The 21,931-nt window shown below is 31.0% G+C and carries 23 protein-coding genes and 1 other RNA gene; 9 read left to right on the forward strand and 15 right to left on the reverse strand.

Translation table 11 applies throughout. The features are described from left to right. Nucleotides 1-105: 105 nt before the first annotated feature. The 4 genes from WNY60_RS00710 to WNY60_RS00725 all read left to right on the forward strand — a co-directional run bounded on the left by WNY60_RS00710 (nucleotide 106) and on the right by WNY60_RS00725 (nucleotide 2,731). Nucleotides 106-813 (forward strand): hypothetical protein, encoded by a 708-nt coding sequence (locus WNY60_RS00710; RefSeq protein WP_145001949.1) that lies wholly within the window; start codon nucleotides 106-108, stop codon nucleotides 811-813. 334 nt (nucleotides 814-1,147) lie between these two features. Continuing rightward, on the forward strand, nucleotides 1,148-1,387 hold the full coding sequence (locus tag WNY60_RS00715; protein WP_342861168.1) for a hypothetical protein: 240 nt from the start codon (nucleotides 1,148-1,150) through the stop codon (nucleotides 1,385-1,387). A gap of 47 nt (nucleotides 1,388-1,434) precedes the next feature. Beyond that, nucleotides 1,435-2,001: a hypothetical protein gene (locus WNY60_RS00720; protein WP_342861169.1), complete on the forward strand. Its 567-nt coding sequence runs from the start codon at nucleotides 1,435-1,437 to the stop codon at nucleotides 1,999-2,001. Between the two features lie 127 nt (nucleotides 2,002-2,128). Next, nucleotides 2,129-2,731 (forward strand): short chain dehydrogenase, encoded by a 603-nt coding sequence (locus tag WNY60_RS00725; protein ID WP_145001946.1) that lies wholly within the window; start codon nucleotides 2,129-2,131, stop codon nucleotides 2,729-2,731. Nucleotides 2,732-2,995: 264 nt separating this feature from the next. Here the strand turns inward: WNY60_RS00725 and WNY60_RS00730 are convergent, their stop codons facing one another. Beyond that, complete coding sequence (locus WNY60_RS00730; RefSeq protein WP_342861170.1) at nucleotides 2,996-4,177, reverse strand: hypothetical protein; 1,182 nt, start codon at nucleotides 4,175-4,177, stop codon at nucleotides 2,996-2,998. 118 nt (nucleotides 4,178-4,295) lie between these two features. Continuing rightward, a complete protein-coding gene (fahA, locus tag WNY60_RS00735; RefSeq protein ID WP_339809435.1) occupies nucleotides 4,296-5,588 on the reverse strand; it encodes a fumarylacetoacetase in 1,293 nt (430 codons plus the stop codon). Between the two features lie 144 nt (nucleotides 5,589-5,732). On the opposite strand from fahA, the gene glyA reads away from it, so the two are divergent. Then, on the forward strand, nucleotides 5,733-7,007 hold the full coding sequence (gene glyA / locus WNY60_RS00740) for a serine hydroxymethyltransferase (protein ID WP_342861171.1): 1,275 nt from the start codon (nucleotides 5,733-5,735) through the stop codon (nucleotides 7,005-7,007). Between the two features lie 68 nt (nucleotides 7,008-7,075). On the opposite strand, the gene WNY60_RS00745 is transcribed toward glyA, so the two are convergent. The 5 genes from WNY60_RS00745 to WNY60_RS00765 form a co-directional block, all read right to left on the reverse strand. Beyond that, complete coding sequence (locus WNY60_RS00745; RefSeq protein WP_342861172.1) at nucleotides 7,076-7,693, reverse strand: hypothetical protein; 618 nt, start codon at nucleotides 7,691-7,693, stop codon at nucleotides 7,076-7,078. A gap of 393 nt (nucleotides 7,694-8,086) precedes the next feature. Beyond that, nucleotides 8,087-9,640 carry a hypothetical protein gene (locus WNY60_RS00750; RefSeq protein ID WP_342861173.1) on the reverse strand — a complete coding sequence of 518 codons (1,554 nt, stop codon included), beginning with the start codon at nucleotides 9,638-9,640 and terminating at the stop codon, nucleotides 8,087-8,089. Nucleotides 9,641-9,711: 71 nt separating this feature from the next. Further along, nucleotides 9,712-10,095, reverse strand: a complete 384-nt coding sequence (locus tag WNY60_RS00755; RefSeq protein ID WP_342861174.1) for a thioesterase family protein — start codon at nucleotides 10,093-10,095, stop codon at nucleotides 9,712-9,714. Between the two features lie 27 nt (nucleotides 10,096-10,122). Then, a complete protein-coding gene (locus WNY60_RS00760) occupies nucleotides 10,123-10,830 on the reverse strand; it encodes a hypothetical protein (protein ID WP_342861175.1) in 708 nt (235 codons plus the stop codon). 152 nt (nucleotides 10,831-10,982) lie between these two features. Beyond that, a complete protein-coding gene (locus tag WNY60_RS00765) occupies nucleotides 10,983-12,020 on the reverse strand; it encodes a glutaminyl-peptide cyclotransferase (RefSeq protein WP_342861176.1) in 1,038 nt (345 codons plus the stop codon). Nucleotides 12,021-12,108: 88 nt separating this feature from the next. Here WNY60_RS00765 and ffs point away from each other — a divergent pair. From ffs to fsa, 4 genes are all read left to right on the forward strand, one after another. Then, an RNA gene (gene ffs / locus WNY60_RS00770) (signal recognition particle sRNA small type) lies at nucleotides 12,109-12,207 on the forward strand. 141 nt (nucleotides 12,208-12,348) lie between these two features. Next, entirely contained in the window at nucleotides 12,349-13,149 is an 801-nt protein-coding gene (locus tag WNY60_RS00775; RefSeq protein ID WP_342861177.1) for an SDR family oxidoreductase, read from the forward strand. 2 nt (nucleotides 13,150-13,151) lie between these two features. Beyond that, nucleotides 13,152-13,583, forward strand: coding sequence for a hypothetical protein (locus WNY60_RS00780; RefSeq protein WP_342861178.1), 432 nt, complete (start codon nucleotides 13,152-13,154; stop codon nucleotides 13,581-13,583). Between the two features lie 186 nt (nucleotides 13,584-13,769). After that, nucleotides 13,770-14,423: a fructose-6-phosphate aldolase gene (gene fsa, locus WNY60_RS00785; protein WP_090840428.1), complete on the forward strand. Its 654-nt coding sequence runs from the start codon at nucleotides 13,770-13,772 to the stop codon at nucleotides 14,421-14,423. A gap of 101 nt (nucleotides 14,424-14,524) precedes the next feature. On the opposite strand, the gene WNY60_RS00790 is transcribed toward fsa, so the two are convergent. The 8 genes from WNY60_RS00790 to WNY60_RS00825 all read right to left on the reverse strand — a co-directional run bounded on the left by WNY60_RS00790 (nucleotide 14,525) and on the right by WNY60_RS00825 (nucleotide 21,822). Continuing rightward, nucleotides 14,525-14,941, reverse strand: coding sequence for a hypothetical protein (locus WNY60_RS00790; protein WP_342861179.1), 417 nt, complete (start codon nucleotides 14,939-14,941; stop codon nucleotides 14,525-14,527). Beyond that, nucleotides 14,934-15,374, reverse strand: a complete 441-nt coding sequence (locus WNY60_RS00795; RefSeq protein ID WP_342861180.1) for a DUF2452 domain-containing protein — start codon at nucleotides 15,372-15,374, stop codon at nucleotides 14,934-14,936. The genes WNY60_RS00790 and WNY60_RS00795 overlap by 8 nt, the downstream gene beginning before the upstream one ends. 35 nt (nucleotides 15,375-15,409) lie before the next feature. Continuing rightward, nucleotides 15,410-15,919 carry a peptide-methionine (S)-S-oxide reductase gene (locus tag WNY60_RS00800; RefSeq protein ID WP_342861181.1) on the reverse strand — a complete coding sequence of 170 codons (510 nt, stop codon included), beginning with the start codon at nucleotides 15,917-15,919 and terminating at the stop codon, nucleotides 15,410-15,412. A 372-nt stretch (nucleotides 15,920-16,291) separates the two neighbouring features. Further along, complete coding sequence (locus WNY60_RS00805; RefSeq protein WP_342861182.1) at nucleotides 16,292-17,854, reverse strand: YdiU family protein; 1,563 nt, start codon at nucleotides 17,852-17,854, stop codon at nucleotides 16,292-16,294. Between the two features lie 80 nt (nucleotides 17,855-17,934). Further along, nucleotides 17,935-18,696, reverse strand: coding sequence for a patatin-like phospholipase family protein (locus WNY60_RS00810; RefSeq protein ID WP_342861183.1), 762 nt, complete (start codon nucleotides 18,694-18,696; stop codon nucleotides 17,935-17,937). An 8-nt stretch (nucleotides 18,697-18,704) separates the two neighbouring features. Further along, nucleotides 18,705-19,547 (reverse strand): universal stress protein, encoded by an 843-nt coding sequence (locus WNY60_RS00815; RefSeq protein ID WP_342861184.1) that lies wholly within the window; start codon nucleotides 19,545-19,547, stop codon nucleotides 18,705-18,707. An 89-nt stretch (nucleotides 19,548-19,636) separates the two neighbouring features. Continuing rightward, nucleotides 19,637-20,686, reverse strand: a complete 1,050-nt coding sequence (locus WNY60_RS00820) for a response regulator (protein WP_145001929.1) — start codon at nucleotides 20,684-20,686, stop codon at nucleotides 19,637-19,639. Continuing rightward, nucleotides 20,686-21,822, reverse strand: a complete 1,137-nt coding sequence (locus WNY60_RS00825) for a PAS domain-containing sensor histidine kinase (protein WP_342861186.1) — start codon at nucleotides 21,820-21,822, stop codon at nucleotides 20,686-20,688. The genes WNY60_RS00820 and WNY60_RS00825 overlap by 1 nt, the downstream gene beginning before the upstream one ends. Nucleotides 21,823-21,931: the final 109 nt, after the last annotated feature.

Consider the following 21,931-nt stretch of genomic DNA (forward strand, 5'->3'; position numbering starts at 1 on the left):
TGCTAACTTACTATGTCGTAACTTTTATTCAATTTTCTTGTAAAATTTTATAATACATGTCAAACAACAAGCAATCTATTAACACGCTAGCAAACATTTAACTGAATGAATAAATTAGGAATTATAATTGGACTGTTAATAGGATTGGGTCTTTTTGGTGCCTATAATGTAAAAACCAAAGCAAAACTAAAATCAAATCAGGAGGTATCAGCAACTCAATTTGTGACAAAAATTGAGGAGTTGGGTTATTATAAATACACTGACAAAAAAAATATTGATAGTTTAAAAAATCAACTAATTAAAAATTATGATCCAACAAACGAGTTGGTGTCGATTTGGGATGATCAAACTGGTGTTCCTCTTGATTATAGATATTATTGGTGTGATGGCGAAACCGTGTTTGAACTTGGAGGATTTACAGAGCTATTAGAACAAGTTAAACCAACTTTTAATAAAATTGGGTTGACAATAAATATAACGGACCATATCGAAGAATGGGATGATAAAAATAAATGGTTAAATCATAGGATAACAATAAACGGAACTAAATATGTAATTTTTAAAAACTTTAAAAATTATGGTTGGGGAGAATCAGTGATGAGATTTGCTCAAATAATAAACCAAGAAGCAGAAAAACAAGGCATTAACGAAAGGGTTTATTTAGCTTCTGGCGCAAATGATGGTCGACTAATATTTTTAACTAAAGCCTTGTACGATTATATCTATAAAGTATACACCAATAAGCATTGGAAACCTTTAGAAGTGACAGAGTGGATTAAAGTTATGGAAGTTAAACCAATAGAAATAAATTAAAGAACTAATGTCTAAACTTTGTATATTCAATGATTGTGCTTTATGTCAAAACGAAAGAACAAGTTTTGAAAACGGTTTGACTTGTAATTTGACCAAAAAAAAGCCAAACGTTATAAATACTTGCTCCAAAATTAAATTGGATGAAAAATTTCTAGAAAAATTAGAAAGGACAAATCTAGAGTTAGTAATATTAAGTAAAAATAAAAATTCAATTCATCTCACTATATTTTGGACTAGTATTAGTGGATTTTTATTAATAATTGGAGGATATTAATTTTATGAATGGACAATACATAGCGTGTTTATATGGTCAGTAAAACTTGGAATTATTGGAATGGGTTTTACTTTTTTAGGAATGACGTACTCTAAACTTAAAGCGTTTAAAAAACAAGAAACTAAAGCAAAATTCGAGAAATTAAAAATCGATAAAATATTAAAAAAATACAAAATCGAATATCATCCTACTTTTATTTTTGAAAATAAAATTCACGGAATTCAAGAATTAAAGGTTAATTTAGAATTTAGGAATTGGATAAAAAAACGAACGACAACAGCGTATAAAATTAATGTTTAAATTTATCCTTAATTAATCATAGTAAAAGAGTCTAATTATCTGATTTCATGAAAGAATATCATAATAGTTTTGAATTTCAAATAAATTATAATGCAGTCACAAAGGACAAGCTTATTAACTATTTTGAAAACAATAATCTTAAAATTATAAAGGATGAAACCGATCTTGTTTTTGAGAAAAAATGGTCAATTTTTGATGGCTGGAAACTAAATGTTCTAAATTGGGAATCTAATATTAGAGTCAAAAGTGTTGATAATTATAAAATTGTTATCCATCATACAGTTAAAACCTATGGTTTTGGAGTTATTTCACCAATAGCTTTTTCATCAATTTTTGAAAAATATATAGAAAATTTAAAACAGTATATTATTAATAATGAATCTTTTGAAAAAAAGAATATTGAATTAGTAAAATTAGGAAGAATTAAATTACTAAAATATATAGTCATTTTAATCTTAGGTATTTTAGCTGGTTTATATTTTGGAACTGTTTTGAAAAATTTGACTCATATTAAACTATTTGGATATCTAGGTGTTTTCTGTGGCGCTTTAATTACACAAATAGTAATTAACAGTTACCTAATTAAAATTAATAAATCAAAACACCTTGTTTAGCATTCTGCTAATTAGGGATTACGCTCAAGTACCAGTAAGACTTTCCGTTTATATTTAACCATTTACAAGTCAGGAAGTTACAAAGATAATTATAAGAAAAATCAATGTTTAACTTAAAAAACTAACTATGAAAATTTTGATAATAGGAGGAAACGGTACAATAGGAAAAACTGTTGTTGCGCATTTTAAAGAAAACAACCAAATAATAATCGCTGGACGTAGCAATAGCGATGTAACTGTTGATATTTCAGATAGCAAGTCAATAAAAGCTATGTTTGAACAAATTGGAAAATTAGATGCTATTATTTGTATTGCAGGAGAGGCAAAATGGGACGATTTTAATAATCTTACTGAAGACGATTATTATATTGGATTAAAAAGTAAATTAATGGGACAAGTTAATCTGGTGCGTATTGGACAACAGTATTTAAACCCTAAAGGATCAATAACTTTATCCACTGGTATTTTAGCAGACGATCCTGTTGTTAAGACAACAAGTGCTGCTATGGTAAATGGTGGTATTCATAGTTTTGTACAAGCAGTAGCTCTAGAAATTGAAAACGGAATTAGAGTAAATGTGGTTTCTTCAGGAATGGTAGAAGATGCTTATAAAAAATACAAAGACTATTTTCCTGGACACAATCCAATCCCTATGCATAAAGTTATAAATGGCTATGTTAGAAGCGTAAATGGAAAGGGAAATGGCGAAATAATTAGAATTTACAACTAAAATAAATCAAGTTAATTCCCATTTTTTAAATGAATAAACTAATAATTACATTTTTACTTTTAATTAATAACGTCTCATTTGGACAAAATTTTAAAGTGATTTGTAAATATTAAAAATCAAGATAGTTATCCAACATAATAAAAAAAAAGCAAGGGTCTATAAACAGTTGTACAACCTTCCTGTTAATATTAAAAATCAAGTAGCAGCAATGATAAAAAACTCCCAAAGTTATTTGGGAGTTTTGTTTTGATATAGCACATAAGTTTAACCTCTAAAACTATATCTTGTTATAATATCTTTTAATTTGTATTTTAAGTCTTCTCCAGTGTCATAAACCATTTGTTCATTACTAGGAAAGTGTACAAGTTGGTTTTTTAGTAATTGTAAATCTTCAGTATTTAAAGCTCTGCGATCACCTTTTACAGTTCCAAAAGTGTTTTCAAAAATAAACTCGCTATCTATTAAAAAATTATCTATTATTTGATTTTGCTTTAAATCTGTATAAACAACTTTAGCAATAACTTGCGTAGATTTAAGTTGATTAACTTCAAAAAATCTAGCTTTAATATTTATAATTTTATCTTGTTTAACATCATTACCTAAACTGTCTTTTACAACATTTCCGTTAATGTCTAAAGCATACTCCCAACCATCAATAATATCTTTTTGACGTAATAATTGTCTTTCTGTAATATGCTCTGGAGAGATATTTATACGTTGTAATTGTAGCTCCATTGCATAATCGTAATCAATGGTATGATCTTGATTAGCATGATATGCTGTCCAAAACTGATTAAGGCCATAAGTATCAAAATTTAATAAATCGGCTTCTAAACGTTGTGGTAGTATCTGTCGAGTCTGATTTTGTACAGTAACTAAAACAAAATCTGTCCCATTAAAATGAGCTTCATTTAATAATTCTCTAACATTTTTGTAGTTAGGATTAATCGCTTCAATGGACTGTAACAACTCATAAGCATCACGATTGTAAAACTTATTATCTGTTGTCATTAACTGCTTAGCTTGCGTGTATTTATACTCAGATACTTTAGTTTTATAGTTAATTATTTCATCACTATAATCATTAAAATTAAGTTCTAAATTTTGTCCACTAATTTGTAAAGGTAAAACACGTTTGATAGCATTTTGACGACTATCTAAATCTAAATAGGTGTTATATATCGTTTCATACAACTCTGGATTTCCATCTTTAGTTAAATGGTTTAAGTTAGTATGATCTTCGTCAACCACTTTGTAATAGGCATCTTGAAGCATCATTACGTAGCTTTGTTTACGCTTTTTGTCTTTGTTATTTTCTAACTTTTTTAAAGCATTACTAATGGCTAAATCGTAATCACCAGAATGTAATTGTTTCTCGATTTGTTTTCTTCCAACACAAGATGTAAGCACTAGAAGAACTACTGAAATAAGTGTAAATTTTCTCATCTTTTTTGGATTTAATTGGTTTCTATATATATAGAATTTCAATTTACGTGCCAAACCCAAAAAAGAAACCCTTAAACTTTTAGATTTAAGGGTTAACTAACTGATATTTAAAAAGTTGTTATTTTGATTTTTTAGGCTCAAACACTGGTAATAATTTTGTTTTTACTTCTCCAAATCCAATTCTAGTACCATCTTTTTCGCAGTAACCTCTCATAATAACGGTATCATTATCATTAATAAATTTACGCTCTGTACCATCATTAAGTTTTACAGGTTTTTCACCTCTCCATGATAATTCTAACATTGATCCATAAGTATCTGGTGTTGGTCCTGATATAGTACCACTTCCCATCATATCTCCAGAGTTAACTGGACATCCATTTACAGTATGATGCGCCAATTGTTGCGACATACTCCAATACATATGCTTAAAGTTAGATTTACTAACCACAGTTTCTTTAGCTTTTTCAGGTTGTATAGCAACTTCTAAATTAATATCGTAACTCTTTTTACCGTTTTGTTGTAAGTAAGGTAAAAGCTTTTTAAGTGGTTTCGGGCTGTCAGCTTTAAATGGCTGTAACGCGTCTAAAGTAACAATCCAAGGAGATATTGATGACGCAAAGTTTTTAGCTAAAAATGGTCCTAATGGCACATATTCCCATTTTTGGATGTCACGTGCAGACCAATCATTAAATAATACTAAACCAAAAATATATTCTTCAGCTTCATTAACCGGAATTGGTTCTCCTAAATCATTTGCATCAGTAGTAATAAAAGCCATTTCTAACTCAAAATCCACTAATTTACTTGGTCCAAATACAGGTTCAGTTGCTCCAGCAGGTAAGGTTTGACCTTGTGGTCTGTGCACTGGTATTCCAGATGGGATGATAGAGCTGCTTCTACCATGGTAACCAACAGGTATGTGTAACCAGTTTGGTAATAAGGCATTGTCAGGATCTCTAAACATCGTTCCAACATTAGTAGCATGTTCTATACTAGAATAAAAATCTGTGTAATCACCAATTTGCACTGGTAACTGCATTTCAATTTCGTCTAATCTAAATAAAACAACTTCTTTATGTTTTACATTATTTTTAAGCGAGTCATTGTCAGCATCAAATATTTCAGCAATTCTGTTTCTAACCAAACGCCACGTTTTGCGTCCATCAGCAATAAAATCGTTTAAGGTGTCTTGAAGAAAAATATCATCTGTTAATGGAATGCCTTCAAAATAACCTAATTGGTGTAAAGCGCCTAAATCAATTGCTGTGTCTCCAATTCGTGTTCCAATAGTAATAATGTCGTCTCTAGTTAAGAAAACACCAAAAGGAATATTTTGAATAGGAAAGTCAGAGTTTTTATCGACGTGTAACCATGATTTTCTGTCTGGATTATTTGCGGATAATGGCATATATATAATTGTTGATTTGTTGTTTATAAATTCTAAGTAAATATATGTTTTTTCAATTATTTACAAGCAGTATTTCTTATTTTTGATAAATATTTAACGATAAAACTATTTTCGCTTAAAGCGGAAATTTAAAAACATACAATTATGCAACGCGACGAACAAATTTTTGAACTAATTCAAGCAGAAAAAGAACGCCAACTAGATGGTATAGAATTGATTGCATCCGAAAACTTTGTCAGTGACCAAGTTATGGAAGCAGCTGGATCTGTGCTAACTAACAAATATGCCGAAGGGTATCCTGGAAAGCGCTATTATGGTGGTTGTGAAGTGGTTGACGAGGTAGAACAAATCGCAATTGACAGAGCAAAAACATTGTTTGGTGCAGCATATGCAAACGTGCAACCACACTCTGGAAGTCAGGCAAATACAGCAGTTTATCATGCAGTATTAAAACCAGGTGATAAAATCTTAGGTTTTGATTTATCTCATGGTGGACATTTAACACATGGCTCTCCTGTAAACTTTTCGGGTAAACTTTACAACCCAGTTTTTTACGGAGTAGAAGAGGCTACAGGTGTTTTAAACTATGACACGATTCAAGAGATAGCAACGCGTGAAAAGCCACAATTAATTATAGCAGGAGCATCTGCATATTCTAGAGATATAGATTTTAAACGTTTTAGAGCAATAGCTGATAGTGTTGGTGCTTTGTTATTAGCAGATATTTCACATCCTGCTGGATTAATTGCAAAAGGTATTTTAAACGATCCATTACCACATTGTCATATTGTAACAACTACAACACATAAAACGTTACGTGGACCAAGAGGAGGTATGATATTAATGGGTAAAGATTTTGAAAACCCATTTGGATTAAAACTTAAAAACGGAAATTTAAAAATGATGTCATCACTTTTAGATTCTGGTGTATTTCCTGGTAATCAAGGTGGTCCATTGGAGCATATAATTGCAGCAAAAGCAATTGCTTTTGGAGAAGCACTAACAGAACCGTTTATGCATTATATGCTACAGGTTAAAAAAAATGCATCAGCAATGGCAGACGCTTTTGTTAAGCGTGACTACAAAATTATATCTGGTGGTACAGACAACCACATGATGTTAATTGACCTACGTAACAAAAACATAACAGGTAAAGATGCTGAAAAAGCTTTAGTAAAAGCAGACATTACAGTTAATAAAAACATGGTGCCTTTTGATGATAAATCACCATTTGTAACTTCTGGAATTAGAATTGGTACTGCTGCAATTACAACTAGAGGTTTAAAAGAAAACGAAATGGAAGCTATTGTAGAGCTTATTGATCAAGTAATCATGAATCATGAAAACGAAGAGTTATTAGACGAAATAGCAATTAAAGTTAATGCAATGATGAGCGAGTTACCATTGTTTGTAGCTTAGTCTATTATAAAATTATTTTTCGCTTTCGCGGAAAAAAAGCCTGCTATACTTTAGCAGGCTTTTTTGTTTTATAATTTTTCAAATATATCGTCTAACGACTTAAATTGGCTGCGCTTATATCTAATATTATCTCTATCTCTTAGATATTTAATCAAATCATGTTTTGGTCCAGAAGTCCAAAAATTCCATGTTTCAATTAATTGATTATCTACATCAATAATAACTTGGTCTACTAAAGTATTATCAAAAGGATAATTAGCAGTGTCATAAACAATAACGTCCTTATTATTATCATATACTTTTCGGTATAATTTACCATCATCTTTTATAAATTCAAATATTGTATTGTTGACAGAATTTGGATTGTATAACATAACATCTTTAATTTCATCCTTACAATAATAATGGTAAGTCTCTCCATCGTCATGCAGCACAACATAATTATCAGTACTTGAATTGTTTAGACTAAAATGTCCAATAAGGATTGATCCATCATTCAAAGTCATTTCACCTTTATAAAAGTCATTTGGATACGTGTTTAATGTGTTAAAAAAAGTAATTAGATTTAAGGTTTCCAAAGCTAATAAGCTAGAGTTGCTTTTATGCCTTGTTTGTCCATTTGCAGTAATCATAAATAATAATAAAATTAAAGCTGCAATACGTTGAGTAATTTTACTTGATTTCATAAGATTATATTTAAGAGATTAAACTTTTTGTTTATTCTCAATAATCAGACCATTTTTATATAATGTAACTATAAAATCAGATGTTATTGAGGACGTTATAGATAGTCGTCAGAGTCATACGTAGAAATATTAGTCGATTTGTAAAATGGACAAAAAGCTGTAACACTAGCAAATAAAAACATGGCGGAAACTACTATAATTATAAAAGCTATGAGACCTTTAAATTCTCCAACATATAATATAGAGATAAGCAATATCACCACAATAAAACGGACTAATCTATCAAAATTGCTCATATTTCTTTTTAACTTTATCATGACTAAATAATTGAGGGTTGTTATTTAGTTCAAAACTAATTGAAAAAGCTAGGCCTATTTTATTCTTTCGCTCAAACTAAAAAGTGATATGTTGAAATGCACCTAAGTCAGGACTAGTGGTTCTGTTAACGCCTAAAATATCATTTGGGACTTGTGTAGCAAATGCTGTGTTACCTTGACCATTAGCAGCTGAGTTTTCACCAATAATCATATCGTTTTCAAAAACATCTCTAAAATCAGGATCTTGGTTAAAAATCATGTTTTCATAATGTGTGGCATCATCAAAATCATAATTAGGACTAGAAAAGAAATTACTAGAATCTTGAAAACGTAGTAAACAATTAGTAAACTTAAAGTTAAAAACTACAGATGCATCTTCAATTTGATCTATTAATAATTCAGGATTATCATTTCCGTAAATAATACAATTACTAAAATTAGCTTCGGTTAAATCCGAAATAAACGCAGTATTTTCTTCATCGATAACAAAATTGTTAATTAATAAAGCTGGGAATTGTCTAAAACTACTGTTCCAATAATTAGCAATAGTAGAGTGGGTGACATTGTATTTTCCACCTAAAGTGGCACCAAAACTAGCTTGTCCAGCATTGTTTAAAACAATATTATCTGCTTTAATCGACGTGTTACGTCCTAATATACCAAACGTACTTATGTTATATATCTGAGAGTTTGTAATGGTTAATTTATCCGTTATAGCATCTGCATTACCATCGGATAACACACCTACGGTTGCATTTTTAATTGTAGCATGATTAATAGTATTATTTTGACTGCCTTCAAATAACCAAATAGTTCCCCATTGTCCAGGTACATCACTGTATATTGGTTCTAAACGGTTACCTTCAAAAATGACTTCATTTTCTAATACTTCTGGGTCACTACTTAAAGCACCATTGACATTTAAAGTAGCACCTTCAGAGACTAATAAACCTGAGTTAGCATGAAAATGAACGCGTGCACCAGCATCTATGGTTAGTGTTTCTCCATTTGGTACAGCTGCATAGCCATAAATAACGTATGGTTTTTGATTAGTAAAAGTTAATTCTTCAGGAAGTAACTCGCGACCTTGTATGTCTGTTGCAACAGATTCACCATCAATAGTTAAAGTCAAGGTTTCAATTATGCCAGTTGTATTGTCCTTGTCAGGATAGATAAAAATAGCGTCTTTGACTAAAGTTACTAAATCTACGTCTTGAAGATTATCTCCAGAATCAAACAATATTTTATCTGTATATACAAACTGATTATCAATAATAGGTGAGTTGTTTGTATTAAATGTTGTTTCGATAAATATAAAAAGACTGTCTTTTGCTAGGATTTGCACGTCTTGAAAACTTTTTCCAGCTTGACCGTCTACATTTAAACGATATCCAGAGTTTTCTCCGTTTTGTAAAGATACATTAGGTATAGATATATCATCATCACTAGTGTTGTATACCTTTAAGTTGTACGTACTTGACCCAATATTTGCAAAAATAGTATCTAAATAAACCGTGTCTTTAGAAAAACCTAAATTTCCAGTACTAGCCTGAAATTCAAAATCCTTACGACAAGAACTGCAAAATAATATAAATCCAAGACAGCAAATAAAATATAGCGTACGCTTCATAAAATGTAATTGTAACTTTGGTTGACTAAAATATAACTTTTTTGAGGGGTAAATAGTATATGACTTTAAAATTATTGAAAAATAGAAATAATGTCATTTGTGATTCTTGCAGGTTTATTAGTTTCCGCATGTATTAAACACCATTTAGTTTCGGAATACGCACAAATTTTGTCATCAACCAAAACCTCCACAACACGAACAGATTTAACACCTTGGCAAGATTTAATGTAGGTTTTAAGTCTTACTGTATCACCTAACACAATTTGATGTTTATACTCAATATGATGTGACAGTAATACCCAATAAAAATCACTTTGCATTTTAGTTGATGCTTCAGTTTGCCAATGTGTTTTTGCAATGTGATTTACCCATTCAATATAGCGCACATTATTAACGTGATTTAGCGCATCTAAATCATCAAGAGTAACTATTAAATTTTTACTGTATGTTTTCATGTCTCTAATAAAGTACTAAAATACTATTTATTGTTTGTTTTTATAGTCAGCAATAATATTATTAAATGCTTTTCCTTTTTGCACAAAAAGCTCTATTAAATCTACTTCTTTTTCTTTTTTTAAAAGCTCGCTATCTAGTTCGTTTTTGATAATAAACTCAAAAAACATGGGAATATATTCTTCTTCAATAGCTAAATCTTGAGTTAAAAATCGTCTATTAAATAAACTAGATTTTTCAAAAAGAGATTCTAAATCTTCGTAAGTCATTTCAATAAAAGGCGGTTCGACATATTTGTCCTTATTTTTAAACAATTTAGCAATCAGTCCAATAACTTGTATAATATCAATTCCACCAGTTGTGGGTTGTTTAGAGTACAAATGAGGATTGTTTTTGATGTCTGTCAAAATCTGATTTTTTAGTTCTGATTCGACAACATTAATATCTGCTAAAGTCTCCTTATAAGGTTCGATAAGTTGTACTTCGTCTAAATTATTTAAAATTTGTTTAAGTTCGATAACTACACTTTCGTGGAAATGATAGTCTTTTAAAACTAACTTTTGCTCATTATAAAATAACGAACTGACATGAAGCGTATCTCCAATTTTTCCTGCTATTGAAAACCTTCCGTTAACATCGGAAGCTGTCATTTGTTTTGAAGAGAGGTTGGTTATTTTAATGTTTTCTATGGTAGAAATGGAGTCGTAAACAATACCATTTACCGTTTGTGCGGACACAAAGCAGCTTGTCAAAAAGACAAATAAAAGCGTAAGATATTTCAAAATTTGGTTGGTTGATTAGTCTCAAATTTAGATTTATCAATGACATGATAAATTTAATTAAGAGACTTTAACAGCTAATTTATAATCTTTTAACTTTTTGTTTTGGATTAGTTTTCTAAAATTTTAACCTCAAATAATTTATCCCAACGTTTTCCGGTTAAGAAAAAAGTTTGCGTTTCTGGATTGTAAGCAATACCATTTAAACAGTTTTCGTTAATCGAAAAATTAGGAATTTGTTTTGTTAAGATTGTACAGTCAATAACTGCTTCTACAGCACCATTTTTAGGATTGATAATTGCTATTCCGTTTTTCTCCCAGATGTTAGCATATAACTTGTTGTTAGCAAATTCTATTTCGTTTAATCTTCCAATTTTTCCTTTTGTAGTGCAAACTTGTATGTGATCTTCTTCAATTAGCGTATCTGGATTTAGGCTCCAAATTAAACTAGTACCATCACTTTTATATAGTTTAGTTCCGTCGTTTGCAAATCCCCAACCTTCTTTACTTTGACCATAATTAAAGCTGCTTTTCTTTTCTAGGGTAGTGGCATCATAAGTAAATCCTTTTTGACCTTGCCAAGTTAAATGGTAAACGGTATTGTTTAAAACTGTAATACCTTCTCCAAAAAAGGCATCAGGAATAGCAGTTTCAGTAATAACATTACTTGTTTTATAATCTATTTTTCTAATTTTAGATTCGCCACGTTGTCCAGTACTTTCAAATAACACACCATTGTTAAACTCTAAACCTTGTGTAAAAGAAGTGTTGTCATGCGGAAACGTATTAATTACTTCTATAGATAAAAACTTTGGAGCTACATCACTTAATAATGCAATGGTTTGATTGATTTCTGCGGTTTCGCCATCAAAATTAATGGTTGCTTTTAAAGTATGCTCTCCTAATTTAAAATCGGAAAGTGTTTGTTTAGCCTCAATTGGTTTGCCATCTAATTGATAAAGCGCAGAGGTTATTGGTATGTTTTTAGGATTTTTTAGAGACACTTCTAGCGTTTTATCAATGCTAATTGTACCGTTTTTAGCGTTGGTTGATACCGAAAAACTCTTTTTTTGTGCTTCGACGTCGTTACCACAAGAAAATATTGTGATTGCTAAAAATATGATTGTAAGGTATTTAAATGCTTTCATTTTGTAAACTTATTTGAGAGCAAGTTATTTATTAAAATTCATTATAAAAAATGATTGCAAGAAAATAAAATGTGTGTATCTTTGCACCTGGCAAGTCCTACACAACCAGCTCCTGTTGAATCCTCCAGGTCGGGAACGAAGCAAAGGTAGATGGTCGTAGCGGTGTGATGTAGGTAGCTTGCCTTTTTTTTGATTACTCTGAATCCTTTTTTAAAAAGAGATTTAAAAACATAAAATAAAGATTTGTTAGTTAATTCTAGCAAATCTTTTTTGGTTACAGTCGTTTTGTAATTCAACTTTTTTACTTTTAACTTTTAAAATTATTTACATGTCTAAAGTCGTATTAATTACAGGAGGTTCTTCTGGAATAGGAAAATCTATAGGTGAGTTTTTAACCGAAAAAGGGTGTGTTGTTTATGGTACCAGTCGTAATCCGTCTAATTATACCAACAGTAAATTTAAGTTGGTCGCTTTAGATGTTAATGATACGGTGACTATTGCAGCAGCTGTAAAAGTAGTGATTGCAGCAGAAGGGAAGTTGGATGTGTTGGTTAACAATGCAGGTGTTGGAATAAATGGTGCAATTGAAGAAATTCCGCAAGAGCAAATCCAACATAATTTTAATACTAACTTTTTTGGACCTATAAATGTTATCAAGGCAGTGTTACCTCAAATGAGAGCACAACAGTCAGGTTTGGTTATAAACATTACATCCATTGCAGGATATATGGGATTGCCTTATCGTGGTATTTATAGTGCTAGTAAAGGTGCTTTAGAGCTTGTTACGGAAGCGTTACGTATGGAAACCAAGGATTTTGGCGTAAAGTTTACCAATATTGCTCCAGGTGATTTTGCAACTAATATTGCTGCAGGACGTTATCATGCACCTGTTTTAAAAGACTCGCCTTACACCAAGTATCCAAACGTACTTAAAGATATTGATGATCATGTAGATAATAGCAGTTCTCCAATTGCTGTTGCTAAAAAAGTACATCAAGTAATTAATACTAAAAAGCCTAAAATACATTACAAGGTTGGTGCGCCAATGCAAAAGTTTTCTATTATTTTAAAATTTTTGTTGCCTGATACGATGTATGAGAAGCTTTTACTTAATCATTATAAGCTTTAATAATGAAAAAAATCCTAGCGTCTTTGTGCATTGCTGTAGGATTTACTTTGACGGATAGTATTAGTTATAAATATGTTTGTAAAACAGACGAGAATTGGCCTAGTTTTTTAGGGTTTCCTTTTATACAAAGTACCGACCGTTCTTGGGTTTTTTCTATGTCTGGCGATTTATTTATAAAAGGCTTTATAGGTAACATTCTGTTTTGGAGTCTTTTATTTTATGGTGTGATTTACTTGTTAAGTATTGCTAAGCATAAGGTTTATAAGATTATTTCTAAAAGTGTAATTACAATTTTCTGTATTTTTTCTTTAGTATTTATCTATTTTGAGATTACCGTTTTTGATTGGCGATTAGAATGGGATCATGATAATTTTAAAATGAATTATTACATACAAGACTTAGATTGCGAGAAAACCTTTGAGTTTTTTAAGTAAAATGTTAATATCATTTGATATCATTATTTTACTTGCAAAAGTTAAATTGTAACTTTGCATTGCGTTAAGGATGGAAGTGGCATCCTTTTTTTGCTGCCACAAATGGCAAAAAAAGATATAACGAACAGCCTGACCCTTGTGGTAACGCCCAACATGATTATATACACAACTTAAATATATTTTAGAATGAAATTTTTTATTGATACTGCCAATTTAGACCAAATTAGAGACGCTCAGGATATGGGTATTTTAGATGGTGTTACTACTAACCCGTCTTTAATGGCTAAGGAAGGGATTACAGGACATGATAATATCATGAAGCATTATGTTGACATTTGCAACATTGTGGATGGTGATGTTAGTGCGGAAGTAATTGCTACTGACTTTGAAGGTATGGTTAAAGAAGGTGAGGCGCTTGCTGAATTACATGATCAAATCGTGGTTAAATTACCAATGATTAAAGATGGTATTAAGGCTTGTAAATACTTTAGCGATAAAGGTATTAAAACTAATGTAACGTTAGTGTTTTCTCCTGGTCAAGCATTATTAGCAGCTAAGGCTGGTGCAACTTATGTATCTCCTTTTATTGGACGTTTGGATGATATCTCTACGGATGGTTTAAACCTGATTGCAGAGATTAGACATATCTATGATAACTACGCTTTTGAAACTGAAATTTTAGCTGCATCTGTACGTCACACAATGCACGTAATTGATTGTGCTAAATTAGGTGCTGATGTTATGACTGGTCCTTTAAGCTCTATTGAAGGGTTATTAAGACATCCTTTAACAGATAGCGGTTTAGCTAAGTTTTTAGAAGATTACAAAAAAGGAAACTAGTTTTAGGACTTATTAAATAGTGAGTCCTTTTGCTGCTATTTATTACTATAAAAACTATACAAAAAATCCCAAGTGTTATGCTTGGGATTTTTTTATGCTTTTTATTTTACTATTGTAATTAGGTTAATTATAAATAATAACGTCCAAATTGCTGTTCTTATCCAGTTTTTTGATACTAAATCTTGTAGTGTTTTTTCTGTACTTTTTCCGTTGTTAATAGTGTTGTGCAACGGAACAAATATTGCAAATGTTGCTATCCACGCACTGATAGTTAAAACGCTTCTAATATAAACAGAGGCATCGGGTTGCGTAAATACTAGATATAAGTAGAGTATAAGCTGTCCAAACATTAACGGGATAACAACACCAGCTATTCTTACCGTGTATTTGGCGTGCCATTTTATTAGCGACTCTTGATTGTAATATTTAAAACTTGGATAAATAATAAGCTGAACCATCCAAATTAAAACTACTAATCCAAAATCGAAGAGTAGACTTATAATATGGAGATTAGTCATTAGTAATTAGATCTTGTCCAGTAATTTCTTCGTCTATTCTTTTCCAGATATGTTCAGAATTTAAGTAAAAACTACCTATAAAGTCAAAATTGCATTGTTCTGGAGCAATAATGGATAAAAAAGGTTGTCCTTTTTTATCTCTGTATAAATGATAGGTATCGCCAATTATAGGCTGAAAACTAAACTTAGCATTATAGACTAGATTGTTATATTCTAGCTCTGCCATCATTTTTTCATATTCGGCTTTTAGCTCTAAATACTTGGCTTTAATTTGCTGATTGGCTTTGTGTACGTTTTTGTTTTTCCAAGTGACGTTTTCAGTTACTTTTATGGCTGGAGCACCAACATTTGTTGCATACGGTTTTAATGATGCATCGTATTTTTGTGTTTCTTGGTTAAAGACAATATTATCAGGTTTTTTAGTGTCTGACATCCTTTTTCTTTTTTAACAAAGATACTAAATAGCTACTAGCTAATAGATTTACGCTGTAGGTTATCCGTTAAATGTTTGCTAAACTTTGCTTGTAATAACTTAAGTTTTGGGTTAATATAAGTTTGACAAAAGGGTTTGTTTGGATTGTTTTTGTAGTAGTTTTTAAATTGTGCTTCTGATGGTTTAAAGTCCTTAAAAGGAAGTGTTTTTGTAATAATAGTTGCTTCAAATTCTGACTGTAAAGTTGCTAGTAGTAAAGTAGTATCTTTTTTTTGTGCTTCGGAAAAATAATAGATTGCTGATCTGTATTTTATACGCATGGAATGATTAGAAGTGCTTTTGTGCGTATATAAATGAATTTGAATTAAGATATCAAGCGTAATTATTTCTGGATTAAAATGAACAATCACTGCTTCTGAGAAAGTTGTGTGGTCTTTAGTGGAAGCTATAAAGCCTTGTTCTACTTTATCTACACCTTTTAAGGCTTGAAATACTGCTTCCGTGCACCAATGACAACCACCTCCAAATGCTATTTTATTGTTCATTGTTTTAAATTTTTAGTTCTCTTATTATTTTTAAGAGGCGAATTAATTTCTACTTTGGGAAAAAAGCGTGAAGGAAGAGGTGTTAGTTTGTTATAGTTTGATTTGAGGTTCTTTTTTAAAACTGCTTCGCGTTTTAAGTCAAACTCTCCGATTTTTACTGAAGTAAAAATCACCTCTCTTTAGCTAAAGAGAGGAGCTGTTTGCGATGTTGTTTTTAGTTGTGTTTTTAATTCTATTTTTATTTTAATTCATCTTGTTTTTTAGCTCTCCTCTTATTTTAAGAGGAGAATGAATTATTGCTTTGGAAAAAAAGCAGGAAGAAAGAGGAGTTAAACAGTACATATTTATCACAATTAAGAGTGTTTATAACAATTAAGAGCTACAAGACAACATAGAACAACCTACTTTATGTCTTGCCCATTCTGGTCGTTTTGCAAACCATTTGTCGTGTTTTGGTTGCTCTGCATAAGGTTGTTTTAATAAATTGAATAAGTCGTCAATAAGTTTGTAGTCGCCTTTGTTGGCGTCATCTATTGCTAATTGTGCCATATAATTACGTAACACGTATTTTGGGTTTACGCTGTTCATGTTTTCTTTTTTCGCTTGCGCTGAAATTGGGTGGCGTTCCAAACGGTCTGCATAACTATCAAACCATAAATTCCATCTGTCTTTTATAGCTTCGGTTACTGATTTTATGTCGTAAAACGATTCACGAATAATTTGTAATCCATTAGTCGGATTTGCACCATCAAAATCGCATAGATTACGGAAAAAGATAGTCATATCTGTTTCTGTTAACTGCAAACAATCTTCTAATTCTTGAATAAGGTTGGCATCTAGTTGTTCTTCGGATGACAATCCAATTTTACTACGCATCATTTGTAGGTATTGGATATCTTTCTGTTCGGCATAATTTGCTAACACCGCTTCTAAACCTTCGGCTTCTTCTATTAATGGATATAAGGCATTGGCTAATTGGTATAAATTCCAAAGCACAATATCTGGTTGCGATCCATATTGATAACGTTTGTTTTGATTGTCTGTAGTGTTAGGCGTCCATCCAGGCTCAAAACCTTCTAACCAACCGTAAGGTCCATAATCTATGGTTAATCCTAGGATTGATAAGTTATCGGTATTCATAACGCCATGCACAAAACCAACACGTTGCCAATGGATAACCATGTCTAAACTTCGTAGAGCTACGTCATTAAAAAACTGAACGTAAGCTTGTTTGTTTGGTTTACCTAAATGCGCAAAATGGGTGTTTATAGTATAGTCTACAAGTGTTTTTAAGGTTTCTGTATCTTGTCTTGAGGCTAAAATCTCGAAACTTCCAAAACGTAAAAAGCTTGGAGAAATTCTAGACACAATCGCGCCTTTTTCGTAAGCAGGATTACCGTTATACATAACGTCGCGCAGGACTTGGTCTCCTGATAATGCTAAGCTTAAAGCACGTGTGGTTGGTACACCTAAATGATACATGGCTTCGCTACATAAATACTCTCTAACAGAGCTTCTTAAAACTGCTAATCCGTCTGCTGTTCTAGAATACTGTGTTTCTCCAGCACCTTTTAATTGTAGTTTCCAGTTTTTGTTTTTGTGTTCGACTTCAAATAAATTAATAGCACGACCATCACCTAATTGCCCAGCCCAATGTCCAAATTGGTGACCACCATAACACATGGCGTATGGTGTTGTCCCTTCCAACACAGTATTACCTGTAAACACGTTTAAAAACTGTTTTGTTTTAGCATCGTTTTCTGACATACCTAAGGTGTCCAACATCTCTGGAGAGACATGAACTAATTCTGGTTTTGCAGTTTGTTTTGGTGTTACAAAACTATAACAAGCTTTAGTAACTTGACGTCTGCTATTGTCTGTTATTGGATCTGCGGGAAGTTGTGAGGTAAATGTATTTTTTATGTTTAGTTTCATGTCAAGCCTTTATATAACAAAGATACGGAATTGCTTGTCATAATAAGAGTTGTGCATTTTATTGCTTTACGAAATATATTTTAAGTCTTTGATTTTTGGTTTTTTAAGACGTCTTTCATGCTATCGTAACCAATTTTATAAATAGCATCGATATTTTTTTTGTCAAAAAGTGCAAATTGACTTAGTGCTTGAGGTGCTATTAAAACATCACAATTTGAAAACTTTTCCATATCTGTTTTTACAGCACCTAAAGTAATGGAACGCTCAATAATATTATGAAAATGTTTTAATTGAGCTTCTGTTTTTGTTTTATATAAATTTAAATAAACGCCAATAATTTGATCGCATTCTTTTTGTAGCACGTCCACAGGAAAGTTGTTAAGTACACCACCATCGACGTACAAGCCATGTTTCATTTTTATTGGAGAAAATAATCCAGGAAAAGCTGCCGATGCTAAAACAGGTTTAATTAATTCACCTTCATTAAATACTTCTAAATCACCACTTAAAATGTTTGTAGCAGTTATAAAAAGCTGTTTGTTTAATGCTTTAAAATTATCCTCTGGAAACTGTTTTTTAAAGTAGTTATAATATTTTTCGGCATCAATAAAACCAGGTTTGCTAATAGCAAATTTTTTGTAGTTAAAAAGTTGGATAGTTTTTAAAAATTCCATCATTTGTTGGCATGAAAAGCCATATGCATATAATGAACCAATAATAGCTCCTGCGCTTGTACCTGCAATATGTGTAGGGAAAATATCGTACTCTTCTAATGCTTTAATTGCACCAATATGTGCAGCACCTCGCATACCACCACCAGAAAGAACTAAGCCTATATTCATCTTTTAAATTATTCGTGAAGCACTAAAAAGGGTACATCTGTTTGATAGCTAATGTCTTCAACTTTACTATGAAAAAGTATTTGTTGAAAATAGTTTAAATTTTTAGCTACCATAGCAATCATATCAATGGAATTTTCTTGTACAAAGGATTGTATTGCAGCTTCAATTTTTGTGTTAGTAAGGTAATGAAAACTATGCTTGTTAGCACCAAAGTAATCTGAAACAAACTCTTTATTCTTTTTTTGATCATTATTTAATACAGAGTTTTTCTTTGTAATATGAAGTACTCTTAATGCTGCATTAAATTTTTCTAAAATATCTACAATAGGTTGTAATGTTGTTATACCGTAAAATTGTAGAAAATCTGTAGGAAATGCAATTTGACTAAGGGTTTTAAAGGTTGCGTTTTCAGGTACCACTAAAGTGTTGCATTTTACTTTGGTAATAATATCTGCTGTGTTGCTGCCTAGAATTAGCTTTTCTAATCCGGAAGCTCCTTTTGTACCCATAACTATAAGGTCTATCTTTTTTTCTAAAACCTGTTTTCTAACAGCGTCTATAAAAAAATCGACTTCGTTTATAGTATAAAAAGCATGATTTGGGTTATTTGGATATTGACTAGCTATTTTTTTTAAAAATGCGGTTAATTGGTTTTTAGCAGTTGCAGTATAAGTCTCTTCAATAACAGCAGTATTAATGTTGTAATCTATTGTATCCACAGAAACTTCTGCTAATCTATTGACATGCATTAAATAAAATGTACATGGTGTGTTTGAACAAAACTTAATTGCATATTCAATAGCGTTCCAAGAGTTTTTTGAAAAATCTGTAGGTAATAATATAGATTTCATTTAATTTTTATCTTATTAAAAACAAATCTATGCGTAACACTTGTTTTAAAAAATGATAAAAATCATATACCCTTTATTTGATAAGGCTATTAGTTAACTTCTTTAAGTTTTTCGATATCAATAATTTTAATGTTTCGACCTTCAATTTCTATTAATCCTTGTTTTTTAAAGGATGAAATAGTCCTAATTAAGGTCTCTGTTGCTATTCCAGCTACACTTGCTAAATCGTTTCTAGAAATTTTAATGGGCTCTTTAGGTTTGCAATTTAATTTGTCCGCAAATTTTAAAATTGTAGTTGCTGTTTTTTTGTAAACAGAACTGTAAGCCATTTCTAATAATTGATTTTTTACACCAGAAATATCATCTGTAAGTAATTGTATTAACTCTAAAGTTAATTTGTGATTGGTATTTAAAATATTGGTCAATTCGTTTTTTGAAAGCCCAACTAATGATGTCTCGCTTATAGTTGTTGCGGTTTCTTGATATGGTATGTTTTGTGTAAATGAGGTATAGCCAAACAAGTCATCTTCTTTATGTAAAGCAGTGGTCAGCTCTTTTCCTTTTTCGTCTAATTTATGGCATTTTACTATACCTTTAAGTATTAAATAAATGTAGTTAGAGTTTTGACCTTCTTTGTAAATCTGCTCATCTTTACCATAATCAAACAGGTCTCCATTATCATCAAAAAAGTTTTTTAAGTCATTTAAATTTCTAAGCGTATCTGTTTTATTTGAGTCAGGGTTTTGGGCTTCACGACGGTCTTTTAAAATAGAAGCTTTAGCTAATCTACTTTCTATTGCGCTTATTATTTCATCCTCTTCAAAGGGTTTTGTAATATAATCATCTGCACCTAAATCCATACCTTTTCTTACATCTTGTCTTTCGGTTTTTGCACTTAAAAAAATAAAAGGAATGTGCATTGTTTTTTCTTGCTTAGACAAGCCATCTAATACACCATATCCATCTAGTTCTGGCATCATTATATCGCAGATAATAATGTCTGGTGTGGTTGTCATAGCAGCTTCTAATCCTAATCTTCCGTTTGATGCAGTAGTCACGTGGTAGTTAGAAAGCTCTAAAAGTTCTTTAGTGTTTTCTCTTAAAACAGCGTCATCTTCAATTAAAAGTATGGTTTTCATTAGTTTGGTTGGTTTGGTATGGTAATGGTAAATGTGGAACCTTTATTTTCTTCACTTTCAAAACTTATGGTTCCTCCTAAGTTTTCTAAATGTGTTTTGACAATATTTAATCCTATTCCTGTACCTTGATTTAACAGCGCATTTTCAGCCCTAAAATAACGATTAAAAATGTTTTTTTGATCGTTTTCTGGAATTCCAATTCCGTTATCAATAATTATAAAAGTTGTATTGATTGGATCTTGTTTTACTTTTAACTGAATGGTAGTATTTTCTGGTGAATATTTAATGGCATTATGCACTAGATTAGACAATGCTAATTCCAAAGTTTTCTCATCTTGAATTAGTGACATATCATCAATATCTTCTGGATAATTTATTTTTTGACCTTCTTTTAAAAGCATATTTGCATTATAAATAACTTCATTTATAACCTTGCTTAATCTAAACTCTGTAAACCTATAATTTACTTTTCCAGATTCAAGTTTTTCTACAGATAAAAAGTCATTTAAGATATTATTAAGGTAGTGTACTTTACTATTAATGGTATTTATATGCTTGTCTCGTTTATCTTGTTGTTCTGCTAATTTGTATTTGCTTAGTAGCATAGACGAGGTTAATATTCCGGTTAAAGGTGTTTTAAACTCGTGTGAAACAAGAGATAGAAACTTTGTTTTTAAATCATTTAATTCTTTTTCTGTAGCTAAAGCTTCGGTAAGTTGTTTTGTACGTTCGATAACTGTTTTTTCAAGTTTATCGGTATAATTTTTACGTTCTGTAATATCAATAGCTAATGCCATTACATATTTTTTTTCAGAGACAGTAAATGGATTTAAACCAACTTCAACAGGAAAAGTACTGCCATCTTTTCTTGCAGCAAAAAGTGCGCGTCCTTTACCCATGGTACGTTTTTCGCTGTGTTTATAATAGTTGTTAAAATGCTGTCCATGACCTTTATGGTAGGTCTTAGGTATTAAAGTTTCTAGTGGTTTGTTGTTTAACTCATCTTTTTCATAGCCAAACATCTCTTCAGTGGACGAGTTTACAGCTATAATAATTTGGTTTTCGTCCACTATCAAAATACCTTCAGATATGGCTTCAGATAGTATTTCAAAAACATCTTGATTAGTTTTAAGCATACAGTGTTTTAAGCGTATTTATTAACGAAAATAAAATTACAAAAAAAAGTGGGAGTGCTCTACTTTTTGATGATTTATATCATGAAATAAGTTAAAGATTCGGCTTAAT

It is taken from the genome of Olleya sp. AS48 (assembly GCF_038900355.1).
Lineage (GTDB): Bacteria > Bacteroidota > Bacteroidia > Flavobacteriales > Flavobacteriaceae > Olleya.